6 protein-coding genes and 4 rRNA genes are annotated in these 13,067 nt (G+C 64.6%); 4 read left to right on the top strand and 6 right to left on the bottom strand.

Annotated elements, in window-relative coordinates:
- Positions 1–94: 94 nt before the first annotated feature.
- From HUT18_RS18905 to HUT18_RS18895, 3 genes are all read left to right on the top strand, one after another.
- Positions 95–448 carry a hypothetical protein gene (locus HUT18_RS18905; protein WP_176101798.1) on the top strand — a complete coding sequence of 118 codons (354 nt, stop codon included), beginning with the start codon at positions 95–97 and terminating at the stop codon, positions 446–448.
- The gene (locus tag HUT18_RS18900) at positions 445–2,541 is read left to right on the top strand and encodes a bifunctional polysaccharide deacetylase/glycosyltransferase family 2 protein (protein ID WP_176101797.1); all 2,097 of its coding nucleotides are present in this window, start codon (positions 445–447) and stop codon (positions 2,539–2,541) included. The genes HUT18_RS18905 and HUT18_RS18900 overlap by 4 nt, the downstream gene beginning before the upstream one ends.
- A gap of 160 nt (positions 2,542–2,701) precedes the next feature.
- A complete protein-coding gene (locus HUT18_RS18895) occupies positions 2,702–4,135 on the top strand; it encodes an LCP family protein (RefSeq protein ID WP_368661539.1) in 1,434 nt (477 codons plus the stop codon).
- 37 nt (positions 4,136–4,172) lie between these two features.
- On the opposite strand, the gene HUT18_RS18890 is transcribed toward HUT18_RS18895, so the two are convergent.
- From HUT18_RS18890 to HUT18_RS18865, 6 genes are all read right to left on the bottom strand, one after another.
- The gene (locus HUT18_RS18890) at positions 4,173–4,706 is read right to left on the bottom strand and encodes an N-acetyltransferase (protein ID WP_176101796.1); all 534 of its coding nucleotides are present in this window, start codon (positions 4,704–4,706) and stop codon (positions 4,173–4,175) included.
- 140 nt (positions 4,707–4,846) lie between these two features.
- Positions 4,847–4,963, bottom strand: a 5S ribosomal RNA gene (gene rrf, locus HUT18_RS18885).
- An 8-nt stretch (positions 4,964–4,971) separates the two neighbouring features.
- Positions 4,972–5,088, bottom strand: a 5S ribosomal RNA gene (gene rrf / locus HUT18_RS18880).
- Between the two features lie 93 nt (positions 5,089–5,181).
- A 23S ribosomal RNA gene (locus HUT18_RS18875) occupies positions 5,182–8,298 on the bottom strand.
- Positions 8,299–8,613: 315 nt separating this feature from the next.
- Positions 8,614–10,138, bottom strand: a 16S ribosomal RNA gene (locus HUT18_RS18870).
- Together the 16S, 23S and 5S rRNA genes form the textbook arrangement of a ribosomal RNA operon.
- A gap of 675 nt (positions 10,139–10,813) precedes the next feature.
- Positions 10,814–11,362: a MarR family winged helix-turn-helix transcriptional regulator gene (locus HUT18_RS18865; RefSeq protein WP_176101795.1), complete on the bottom strand. Its 549-nt coding sequence runs from the start codon at positions 11,360–11,362 to the stop codon at positions 10,814–10,816.
- Positions 11,363–11,513: 151 nt separating this feature from the next.
- On the opposite strand from HUT18_RS18865, the gene HUT18_RS18860 reads away from it, so the two are divergent.
- A complete protein-coding gene (locus HUT18_RS18860) occupies positions 11,514–12,806 on the top strand; it encodes an MFS transporter (protein ID WP_176104635.1) in 1,293 nt (430 codons plus the stop codon).
- The last annotated feature ends 261 nt before the right edge of the window (positions 12,807–13,067 follow it).

Raw genomic sequence — 13,067 nt, 5'->3', positions numbered from 1 at the left:
CGTCACCTGCCGACCAGAGGCGCCCGGGCAGCGGCATGGCGCGGCCATGATGCCCCGGGCGACGTCCCGGGAGTTCGACCCGACACCGCCGGGCGTGACACAGCACACACCGCACTACCCCGAGGCCACTCAGGGCCCCGTCTTCATCGACCACTCGGGCTGGCGTCGCAGACTGCTCCAGGCCGTGGCCCTGACCGTGGGCAGCGTCTGCGTCGGCTATCTGCTGTTCCTCGGCACCGTGATCACCGGACTGTGGAAGCCGGTCGGCACCCAGCCGCCCAGCACCACCGGCCCGCTGACCTCGGGTCCGGACCGGCCGGGCCGCGACCCCGGCGCCCAGGCCGAGGGCCACCGGCCCTCCCCCGAGGCGCACCCCGACCGGCACCGCCGCTCCCCCGCGCCCCCGTCGCCCGACCCCCGGGCCGGAAGCGGAGGCCCACAGCGGTGAGCCAGAACGCCTCTGTTCGTCGACCGCCACGCGGACACTGGCTGCTGCTCCTGCTCGTCCTGACGGTGATCGTGGCCACGCTGCTCTTCGAGGGCTGGGCCACGCACCAGGTCGACCCGGCGCGCACCAAGCCGGCGTGCACAGAGCCCATCCCGCGGCAGGCCGACGACGGCCAGCCCATCCTGCGCTTCGGCGAGAACGGCGTGCAGACCTCGGCCATGCCCGCGCGGACCGTCGCGCTGACCTTCGACGGCGGCCCCGACCCGGTGTGGACCCCGCGCATCCTGGACCTGCTGCGCAAGCACCACGCCCGGGCCACCTTCTTCGTCTACGGCCAGGGCGCGGTGCGCCACCCGGAGCTGATGCGGCGGATCGTGCACGAGGGCCACGAGGTCGGCTCGTACACCTACACCGGCGGTGACCTCGGCGTCGCCTCCCGCTTCCGCGCGCGCCTGGAACTGTCCCTGACCCAGGCCGCGCTCGCGGGCACCGCGGACATCAACACCCGGCTGCTGCGACTGCCGCACACCACCGAGGCGGACACCCTCTGCGGGCCGGAGTGGCCCGCCGCCGAACGCGCCGCCGACCAGGGCTACCTGATCGTCGCCGCCGACGCACAGGACCGCGACCCGACCCGTGGCATGGTCAAGCAGGCCAGCCACACCAACCTCGGCTACCGCGAGACCGAGGACCTGCTGCGCAACCGCGGCATCGAGCGCTTCACCACCATCAGCGGCGGCCTCGGCCGTCCGTCCTTCGTCAGCCCGGCCCCGGTCGATCAGCAGATCAAGGGCGTCGGCTTCATCTGGTCCCAGCAACTCGGCAGCCTGTTCGCCAAGCTCATGAAGTGGACGCTGATCTTCTCGGGCTCCCTCGGCGTCCTGCGGATGCTGATGCTGATGGTGTTCGCCCGGATGCATGTGCGCAGGCTGCACACCTACCGGCCCGGGGCGCCCCGGCTGCGCGAGGTCCGTGACCCGGTGACGGTGCTGGTCCCCGCGTACAACGAGGAGGCGGGCATCGCCTCGACCGTCTACTCGCTGCTCGCCTCGACCCATCCCGAGCTGCAGATCATCGTGATCGACGACGGCTCCTCGGACACCACCGCGGACATCGCCGAGGCCATCGACGACCCGCGCGTGACCGTCATCCGCAAAGCCAACGGCGGCAAGCCCAGCGCGCTCAACACTGGCCTGGCCAACGCCCGGCACGACATCGTGGTGATGGTCGACGCCGACACGATCCTCGAACCGGAGGCACTGTCCCGGCTCGTACAGCCGCTCGCCCACCCGTCCGTCGGCGCGGTCAGCGGCAACACCAAGGTCGGCAACCGCCGTAGCCTGCTCGGCAAGTGGCAGCACCTGGAGTACGTGCTCGGCTTCAACCTCGACCGCCGGATGGCCGAGGTCCTGGAGTGCATGCCCACCGTGCCCGGCGCGATCGGCGCCTTCCGCAAGGACGCGCTGATGGGCGTCGGCGGCGTCAGCGACGAGACCCTCGCCGAGGACACCGACCTCACCATGGCGATGTGGCGGGCCGGCTGGCGGGTGGTCTACGTGGAGTCCGCCGTCGCCTGGACCGAGGTGCCCACCACCGTGCGCCAGCTGTGGCGCCAGCGCTACCGCTGGTGCTACGGCACCCTCCAGTCGATGTGGAAGCACCGCAGCTCGCTGCGCGAGATCGGGCCCTCGGGCCGGTTCGGCCGCCGCGGCCTGGCGTACATCGCGCTGTTCCAGATCCTGCTGCCGCTGTGCGGCCCGCTGGTGGACCTCTTCGCGCTGTACGGCTTCCTCTTCGACGACGTCGCCCAGGCGGTCACGGTCTGGCTCAGCTTCCTGATGGTCCAGGTGCTCACGGCCTGGTACGCGCTGCGCCTGGACCGGGAACGGCTGCGCGTGCTGTGGTCGTTGCCGCTCCAGCTGTTCGTCTACCGGCAGCTGATGTACCTGGTGGTGATCCACTCCGTGATCACGGCACTGCTCGGCACCCGTCTGAAGTGGCACAGCATGCAGCGCGCGGGCACCGCGGACCCGCTGCTGCCCGAAGAGCCACTCGTCGACTCGCCCGAGCGGCGCCGCCTGCCGTCGAAGTGACCAAAAACCGTCATCACCGAAAGACGTGCCGGGCCGGGATGGAACGCCTCACCGGCCCGGCACGTCGAATCCACGCGCAAACCGGCCGGGCCCACCGAAGTGCCCGGAGAAACGGTCCGGGGGAGTCGGACCACAGCAGCAGGACCGAGGGAGTCGGACCATGACAGACCCGCTTGACCAGCGGGCCGGACACAGCATGCGGACGGGGGACCACGGCTGGGGCGAACGCCTCACCGACCATGCGGCGTACCACGATCCGGTACGCGTCGCCGGACCGCTGTGGCGCCCCGCCCCACATCCGGACACCGCCACGCAGGGATACGCGGGCCCGTACGGAGAGTCGTACGCGGACACGTACGGGGAAATTTCGGCCGACCCGTACCGGGAAACCTCCGCGGACTCGCACGAGGAAACCTCTACGGATTCGTACGGGGATACCGCCGTGGACTTGTACCGGGAAACCTCCGCGGACTCGCACCGGGAGGGCCCGTACCCGGACCCCTCCTCCGAGCCCGACCCGGAGAGCACCGCCCAGCTGGAACGGTTCGCCGACCGCCCGAGCTCGCGCTACGGGCCCCGGCGCACACACGCACGCAACCCGAAGCGCAAGCGCAGGAAGCTGCGGCGCGTACTGCTCACCTCGCTCGCCGCGCTGGTCGCCGCGACCGCGGGCACCTACGGCTGGGCCGAGACGCGGCTGCACCGCGAGGTCGACCTCGGCGCCTACGGCGACCGCCCGCCCCCCGGCAAGGGCACCAACTACCTGATCGTGGGCTCGGACAGCCGTGACGGTCTCTCCGACGACGCCGTGAAGGACCTGCACGCCGGAGGCGGCGGCGGGCGCCGCACGGACTCGATCATCGTGCTGCACACCGGCGCCAACGGCACCAGCATGGTCAGCCTGCCGCGCGACTCCCAGATCACCATCCCGAGCCATCGCGACCCGTCCACCGGCAAGTTCCTCCAGCCCGCCAAGGACAAGCTCAACGCCACCTTCGCCTACGGCGGCCCCGAGCTGCTCGCCCACACCATCGAACGCAACACCGGCCTGCGTATCGACCATTACGCGGAGATCGGCTTCGCAGGCTTCGTCAAGATCGTCGACGCCATCGGCGGTGTCCGGATGTGCCTGGACCGCGACATCAAGGACAAGAAGTCCGGCGCCGACCTCAAGAAGGGCTGCCAGAGCCTCGGCGGCCGGCAGGCGCTCGCCTTCGTCCGGCAACGTCACCAGGAGAAGGAGGGCGACCTGGGCCGCACCCAGAACCAGCAGAAGTTCCTCTCCTCGCTCGCCCACCAGGCCGCCCAGCCCGACACCCTCCTCGACCCGTCCTCGATGTATCCCGCGGTACGGGCCGGTCTGGACACTCTGATCGTCGACAAGGACATGAACCTGCGCCAACTCACCAAGATGTTCCGCGCGGTGCAGAGCGTCTCGGGCGGCAAGGGCAAACAGATCAACGTTCCCGTCGCCGGCATCGGCATCCCCACGCCCAAGGGCAACGTGATCAAGTGGGACAAACACCAATCGTCCAGACTCTTCGACGAGCTCAAGAACGACCGCCCGGTGACGACCCCGAAGAAGCGCCGCTAACGAGAACTCCCGCGAGCGGACGGCAGCCGTCAGGGGTTCAGTGGTCCAGCACGAACTCCCGCTCGGGGCCGTCCGCTTCGGGCGCGAGCACTCCGGTCGGTACGAAGCCGAACCGGCGGTAGAAGCCTTCGGCGCGCGGGTTGTCCCGGTGCACGAACAGCCGTGCCCTGCTCACTCCTGCCGCACTCCAGGCCCAGTCCACGGCGGCTTCGAACAGTGCCTCGGTGACCCCGCGCCCGCGCTGCTCCGGCCGCACGAAAACGCCGACCAGATGCACCTGCCGGGCCTCGATGACCTGCCCGAAGTAGTCCTTGCCACCGGGCTCTTCGACGATCACGGTCACCGACCCGTCCCAGCCCCCGTCCGGCGTCTCGGCCACGAACTGCGCCGCGGCAACGCCCTCAGCGGCCCGCTCCGTACGCTCCTGCCAGAACTCATCGGGTCGCGCCACGGCCTGTTCGTACGTGTCCAGGAAAGCGATCGGCGCCGCAGGGTCGAGCAGCGCGGCAAGCCGCAGCTCCCGCACTGCCACCCACTCCTCAGCCCGCACCCGGCGAATCACATGGTCCATGCCCCGATGCTGAGGCCTCCACCGCCCGACGAGCAACCGAATAAGACCCGGGAAAAGAGTCTGGAAATAGGTCCGGAAATGCGGAAAGCCCCCGTACCGTATCCCGGTACAGGGGCTCACACGCATTCTTCTCAATTTTAGTTCGGCGGCGTCCTACTCTCCCACAGGGTCCCCCCTGCAGTACCATCGGCGCTGTAAGGCTTAGCTTCCGGGTTCGGAATGTAACCGGGCGTTTCCCTCACGCTATGACCACCGAAACACTATAGTTCGGCGGCGTCCTACTCTCCCACAGGGTCCCCCCTGCAGTACCATCGGCGCTGTAAGGCTTAGCTTCCGGGTTCGGAATGTAACCGGGCGTTTCCCTCACGCTATGACCACCGAAACACTATGAAACACCAACCAGTATCACACCCAAACAATATGGGTGTGGAGGTTGTTCGTGGTTTCAGAACCAACACAGTGGACGCGAGCAACTGAGGACAAGCCCTCGGCCTATTAGTACCAGTCAACTCCACCCCTTACAGGGCTTCCATATCTGGCCTATCAACCCAGTCGTCTACTGGGAGCCTTACCCTCTCAAGGAGGTGGGAATACTCATCTCGAAGCAGGCTTCCCGCTTAGATGCTTTCAGCGGTTATCCCTCCCGAACGTAGCCAACCAGCCATGCCCTTGGCAGAACAACTGGCACACCAGAGGTTCGTCCGTCCCGGTCCTCTCGTACTAGGGACAGCCCTTCTCAATATTCCTACGCGCACAGCGGATAGGGACCGAACTGTCTCACGACGTTCTAAACCCAGCTCGCGTACCGCTTTAATGGGCGAACAGCCCAACCCTTGGGACCGACTCCAGCCCCAGGATGCGACGAGCCGACATCGAGGTGCCAAACCATCCCGTCGATATGGACTCTTGGGGAAGATCAGCCTGTTATCCCCGGGGTACCTTTTATCCGTTGAGCGACGGCGCTTCCACAAGCCACCGCCGGATCACTAGTCCCGACTTTCGTCCCTGCTCGACCCGTCGGTCTCACAGTCAAGCTCCCTTGTGCACTTACACTCAACACCTGATTACCAACCAGGCTGAGGGAACCTTTGGGCGCCTCCGTTACCCTTTAGGAGGCAACCGCCCCAGTTAAACTACCCATCAGACACTGTCCCTGATCCGGATCACGGACCCAGGTTAGACATCCAGCACGACCAGAGTGGTATTTCAACAACGACTCCCCCTGAACTGGCGTCCAGAGTTCACAGTCTCCCACCTATCCTACACAAGCCGAACCGAACACCAATATCAAACTGTAGTAAAGGTCCCGGGGTCTTTCCGTCCTGCTGCGCGAAACGAGCATCTTTACTCGTAGTGCAATTTCACCGGGCCTATGGTTGAGACAGTCGAGAAGTCGTTACGCCATTCGTGCAGGTCGGAACTTACCCGACAAGGAATTTCGCTACCTTAGGATGGTTATAGTTACCACCGCCGTTTACTGGCGCTTAAGTTCTCAGCTTCGCCACACCGAAATGTGACTAACCGGTCCCCTTAACGTTCCAGCACCGGGCAGGCGTCAGTCCGTATACATCGCCTTACGGCTTCGCACGGACCTGTGTTTTTAGTAAACAGTCGCTTCTCGCTGGTCTCTGCGGCCACCCCCAGCTCAGAGCGCGAAGCTCATCACCAGAAATGGCCCCCCTTCTCCCGAAGTTACGGGGGCATTTTGCCGAGTTCCTTAACCATAGTTCACCCGAACGCCTCGGTATTCTCTACCTGACCACCTGAGTCGGTTTAGGGTACGGGCCGCCATAAAACTCGCTAGAGGCTTTTCTCGACAGCATAGGATCATCCACTTCACCACAATCGGCTCGGCATCAGGTCTCACCCACGTGCCATCCGGATTTACCTAGATGACGGGCTACACCCTTACCCCGGGACAACCACCGCCCGGGATGGACTACCTTCCTGCGTCACCCCATCACTCACCTACTACCAGCTCGGGTCACCGGCTCCACCACTTTCCATTCCCCGAAGGGTCCGGAACGGCTTCACGGGCTTAGCATCACTGGATTCAATGTTTGACGCTCTACAGCGGGTACCGGAATATCAACCGGTTATCCATCGACTACGCCTGTCGGCCTCGCCTTAGGTCCCGACTTACCCTGGGCAGATCAGCTTGACCCAGGAACCCTTAGTCAATCGGCGCAAACGTTTCTCACGTTTGTATCGCTACTCATGCCTGCATTCTCACTCGTGAACCGTCCACCACTGCCTTCCGGCGCGGCTTCACCCGGCACACGACGCTCCCCTACCCATCACAGCCTCCGTTGGGAGTATTGCTGCAATGACACGACTTCGGCGGTACGCTTGAGCCCCGCTACATTGTCGGCGCGGAATCACTTGACCAGTGAGCTATTACGCACTCTTTCAAGGATGGCTGCTTCTAAGCCAACCTCCTGGTTGTCTCTGCGACTCCACATCCTTTCCCACTTAGCGTACGCTTAGGGGCCTTAGTCGATGCTCTGGGCTGTTTCCCTCTCGACCATGGAGCTTATCCCCCACAGTCTCACTGCCGCGCTCTCACTTACCGGCATTCGGAGTTTGGCTAAGGTCAGTAACCCGGTAGGGCCCATCGCCTATCCAGTGCTCTACCTCCGGCAAGAAACACACGACGCTGCACCTAAATGCATTTCGGGGAGAACCAGCTATCACGGAGTTTGATTGGCCTTTCACCCCTAACCACAGGTCATCCCCCAGGTTTTCAACCCTGGTGGGTTCGGTCCTCCACGAAGTCTTACCTCCGCTTCAACCTGCCCATGGCTAGATCACTCCGCTTCGGGTCTTGAGCGCGCTACTAAACCGCCCTATTCGGACTCGCTTTCGCTACGGCTTCCCCACACGGGTTAACCTCGCAACACACCGCAAACTCGCAGGCTCATTCTTCAAAAGGCACGCAGTCACGAGACACACAAAGTGTGTCCGACGCTCCCACGGCTTGTAGGCACACGGTTTCAGGTACTATTTCACTCCCCTCCCGGGGTACTTTTCACCATTCCCTCACGGTACTATCCGCTATCGGTCACCAGGGAATATTTAGGCTTAGCGGGTGGTCCCGCCAGATTCACACGGGATTTCTCGGGCCCCGTGCTACTTGGGTGTCTCTCAAACGAGCCGCTAATGTTTCAGCTACGGGGGTCTTACCCTCTACGCCGGACCTTTCGCATGTCCTTCGCCTACATCAACGGTTTCTGACTCGTCCTGCCGCCGGCAGACGACAGAAGAGAGATCCCACAACACCCCAAGCGCAACCCCTGCCGGGTCTCACACGCTTGAGGTTTAGCCTCATCCAGTTTCGCTCGCCACTACTCCCGGAATCACGGTTGTTTTCTCTTCCTGCGGGTACTGAGATGTTTCACTTCCCCGCGTTCCCTCCACATGCCCTATGTGTTCAGGCAAGGGTGACAGCCCATGACGACTGCCGGGTTTCCCCATTCGGACACCCCCGGATCACAGCTCGGTTGACAGCTCCCCGGGGCCTATCGTGGCCTCCCACGTCCTTCATCGGTTCCTGGTGCCAAGGCATCCACCGTGCGCCCTTAAAAACTTGGCCACAGATGCTCGCGTCCACTGTGCAGTTCTCAAACAACGACCAACCACCCACCACCCCGAACCAGAGTCCGAGTTCACTGGGGCCGGCATACCGAAGGGCGAGCTCACGCTCGCACCCTCAGACACCCAACAGCGCGCCCGGCACAGCCAGTTGACGATCTCCACGTTCCACGCTCCGAAGAGCAGTACTAGTGAACCCATCCAACTGTCTGTGCCGAATAGTCAACGTTCCACCCATGAGCGACCATCGCAGGACGTTCGCCTGCGTTATGGCTCTGGACCACCAAGCAAGCTTGGCGGCCTAGATGCTCCTTAGAAAGGAGGTGATCCAGCCGCACCTTCCGGTACGGCTACCTTGTTACGACTTCGTCCCAATCGCCAGTCCCACCTTCGACAGCTCCCTCCACAAGGGTTGGGCCACCGGCTTCGGGTGTTACCGACTTTCGTGACGTGACGGGCGGTGTGTACAAGGCCCGGGAACGTATTCACCGCAGCAATGCTGATCTGCGATTACTAGCGACTCCGACTTCATGGGGTCGAGTTGCAGACCCCAATCCGAACTGAGACCGGCTTTTTGAGATTCGCTCCACCTCGCGGTATCGCAGCTCATTGTACCGGCCATTGTAGCACGTGTGCAGCCCAAGACATAAGGGGCATGATGACTTGACGTCGTCCCCACCTTCCTCCGAGTTGACCCCGGCGGTCTCCCGTGAGTCCCCAGCACCACAAGGGCCTGCTGGCAACACGGGACAAGGGTTGCGCTCGTTGCGGGACTTAACCCAACATCTCACGACACGAGCTGACGACAGCCATGCACCACCTGTACACCGACCACAAGGGGGCGACCATCTCTGGCCGTTTCCGGTGTATGTCAAGCCTTGGTAAGGTTCTTCGCGTTGCGTCGAATTAAGCCACATGCTCCGCCGCTTGTGCGGGCCCCCGTCAATTCCTTTGAGTTTTAGCCTTGCGGCCGTACTCCCCAGGCGGGGCACTTAATGCGTTAGCTGCGGCACGGACAACGTGGAATGTTGCCCACACCTAGTGCCCACCGTTTACGGCGTGGACTACCAGGGTATCTAATCCTGTTCGCTCCCCACGCTTTCGCTCCTCAGCGTCAGTATCGGCCCAGAGATCCGCCTTCGCCACCGGTGTTCCTCCTGATATCTGCGCATTTCACCGCTACACCAGGAATTCCGATCTCCCCTACCGAACTCTAGCCTGCCCGTATCGACTGCAGACCCGGGGTTAAGCCCCGGGCTTTCACAACCGACGTGACAAGCCGCCTACGAGCTCTTTACGCCCAATAATTCCGGACAACGCTTGCGCCCTACGTATTACCGCGGCTGCTGGCACGTAGTTAGCCGGCGCTTCTTCTGCAGGTACCGTCACTTTCGCTTCTTCCCTGCTGAAAGAGGTTTACAACCCGAAGGCCGTCATCCCTCACGCGGCGTCGCTGCATCAGGCTTTCGCCCATTGTGCAATATTCCCCACTGCTGCCTCCCGTAGGAGTCTGGGCCGTGTCTCAGTCCCAGTGTGGCCGGTCGCCCTCTCAGGCCGGCTACCCGTCGTCGCCTTGGTGAGCCACTACCTCACCAACAAGCTGATAGGCCGCGGGCTCATCCTGCACCGCCGGAGCTTTCAACCCTCTCCCATGCGAGAGAGGGTGTTATCCGGTATTAGACCCCGTTTCCAGGGCTTGTCCCAGAGTGCAGGGCAGATTGCCCACGTGTTACTCACCCGTTCGCCACTAATCCACCACCGAAGCGGCTTCATCGTTCGACTTGCATGTGTTAAGCACGCCGCCAGCGTTCGTCCTGAGCCAGGATCAAACTCTTCACCCGTTCGCCACTAATCCACCACCGAAGCGGCTTCATCGTTCGACTTGCATGTGTTAAGCACGCCGCCAGCGTTCGTCCTGAGCCAGGATCAAACTCTCCGTGAATGTTTTCCCGTAATCGGGATGACACATCACGAGAGCGGTGCGAGAGCAAGGAATAATCGCTCTCGCACACAGCGTCCTCGCTGTGTTTTCTTCAAAGGAACCTCGCCCCAGCTAATGCTGGAGACGGGGTATCAACATATCTGGCGTTGACTTTTGGCACGCTGTTGAGTTCTCAAGGAACGGACGCTTCCTTTGTACTCACCCAAGTTACTTTCTCGGGCTTTCCTCCGGGCGCTTCCCTTCGGTGTTTCCGACTCTATCAGACCCTTTCGGTTCCGATTTCCCTGTCGGCGGGATGTCTTTCCGGCCTCGCGGCCGTTCCGACGTTTCAAACTCTAGCCCATTCTCCGGTTCACTCATAATCGAGCGGCTGGAATGCAATTCGGGCATGCCGAATTGACCCCGTCGGGGAGTCGTGCTGAGAGTTTGGGTTGCCGCTACTGCGGCGGGAGGTGCTGCCTCGTAACCTTCCGGCTCCGTGGCAACTCGAAGAACCTTACGGATCGGGAAGGGGGCTGTCAAGTGACGCGGGTGCGTCCCGGACGAGTCCCCCGGATGGCTCCCAAGTGGCCCTTCAGTCCAGGTCGTTGAGGCGTCCGCCCGCGTCCGGCTGGGCCTGCTCGACCCGCTTGAGGAGGCGGGTGAGGACTTCGCCGAGGGCGGTGCGCTCCGGGGCGGAGAGGTCCTGGAGGAGGTCCTCCTCGAAGACGGTGGCGAGCCGCATGGCCTCCAGCCACTTCTCCCGGCCCTCGCCGGTGAGCTCGATGTTCACGCGTACCCGGTTGGTCTCGTCGCGCTCCCGGGTGACCAGACCCTCCGCGACCATCCGGTCGATGCGGTGGGTCATGGCCGCGGGCGTGAGGCCCAGTCGCTTGGCGAGTTCGCCGGGGCCCATCTGGTACGGGGCGCCGGACAGGACGAGGGCCTTGAGGACCTCCCACTCGGCGTTGCTGATGCCGAGGGTCGCCGTCTGTCTGCCGTAGGCCACGTTCATCCGCCGGTTGAGGCGGCCGAGGGCCGAGACGATCTTCTCGACCTGGGGGTCGAGGTCCTGGAATTCGCGCTGGTAGGCGGCGATCTGTTCCTCGAGCGTGCGCTCGACGTCGCCGGGGTTGTCGCCCATGGCCGGTCAGTATGGCACGGCCCAACTTGGCATCGAAGTCCTTGGGTGTGTAGTGTTTAGCTTCGAACTTTAGGTTCTAAGTCTTCATTCCTAAGAGGTCTCCGGTGGCGAGGCCTCCTACAGACAGGGGCAGGTGAAAGTGACCAGGGCGATGGGCGCGCTGCGCCGGATCCAGACAGGCAGCTTGCTGAGTGCGTTCGGTATCGGCTTCACGGTGCCGTTCCTCTATGTGTATGTGGCGCAGGTGCGTGGCCTCGGTGCCACTACCGCCGGCCTGGTACTCGGCGCCTTTGCCATGGCCGCCCTGGTCGTCCTGCCCGTCACCGGCCGCACCATCGACCGGCGCGGACCGCTGCCGGTGGTCGTGGTGGCCTCGGTCGTCGCCGCGGTGGGCGCGCTCGGTCTCGGTTTCGCGGACACGGCGGTCTCGGCCGTGCTGACCGCGGGGCTGCTCGGTGCGGGCACCGCCGTCATCCAGCCCGCGCTGGCGACGATGATCGTCTGGTGTGTGGAGCCGGAGCGGCGGACCCGGTCCTTCGCCATGCAGTTCTTCCTGCAGAACCTGGGGCTCGGCATCGGCGGTCTGCTCGGCGGGCAGATCGTCGACGAGCACCGGCCGGACACCTTCATCGTGCTGTTCTCGATCGAGGCGGCGATGTTCCTGGTGCTCGCCGGAATTGCCCTCGGCGTCCGTCTGCCGCGTACGCCCGCGCTCGGTGGGGGCGCGCCGCACAAGGACGCGCCCCGGGGTGGGTTGCGTGCGCTGCTCGGGCACCGGGCGATGGTGCAGCTGTGCGTGCTCGGGTTCGTGCTGTTCTTCGCCTGCTACGGACAGTTCGAGTCGGGGCTCTCCGCGTATGGCGTGGAGGCCGCCGGGATCTCGCCGTCCACGCTGGGCCTCGCGCTCGCGGCCAACACCGCGGTGATCGTGGTGGCGCAGTTCGCGGTGCTGCGGTTCGTGGAGCGGCGGCGGCGTTCGCGGGTCATCGCCGCGGTCGGTCTGCTGTGGGCGCTGGCCTGGGCGTTCGCCGGGTACGCGGGACTCGGGCACGGCAGCCAGGCGATGGCGACGGCCGCGTTCGTGTCCACGTACGCCCTGTTCGGGCTCGGTGAGGCGATGCTCTCGCCGACCGTGCCGCCGCTGGTCGCGGAGCTGGCTCCGGAAGGCATGGTCGGGCAGTACAACTCGGCCTTCGCGCTGGTAAAGCAGTTGGCGCTGGCCGTGGGTCCGGCGGTGGGCGGGCCGATGGGTGCCACCCTGCACGGCCCGTACATCGTGGCGTTCCTGCTGGTCTCACTCGGGATCACGGCCCTCGCCGTCAGCCTCGGGCAGCGGCTCACCCCGGTGCAGGACCGCCCGGCGCTGCGCGGCACCCGCGTGGTCGCGCAGGGCGGCCACCCGCACCCGGAGACCGAACCGAGGCCGCAGACCTCACCCGCCTGAGGCACACGCCCGAGCCCGAGTCCGGGCCTGCCCGGGCCAACCCCCCAGGGCCTCACGGCCGACGACTGCGTACGGCGCCCTCCGGTCAACTCGGCTCGGGGGGCGCCGCTTCCTTTCCCACGTGCCCCACGACCTCACTCCGCTCCACCGGGTCGTCCGCGTCCTCCGCGCCGGCCGCGTCGTCCGTACCCGCCACGTCGTCTCCACCGAGCGGCTCCCCCCGGCCCGCCGCCCAAGCGGCGTCCGGATCCGCCCACCCCT

This window comes from Streptomyces sp. NA04227 (assembly GCF_013364195.1).
GTDB lineage: Bacteria > Actinomycetota > Actinomycetes > Streptomycetales > Streptomycetaceae > Streptomyces.
The sequence above is the reverse complement of the archived record's forward strand: the minus strand, read 5'-3'. Positions and strand labels throughout refer to the sequence as shown.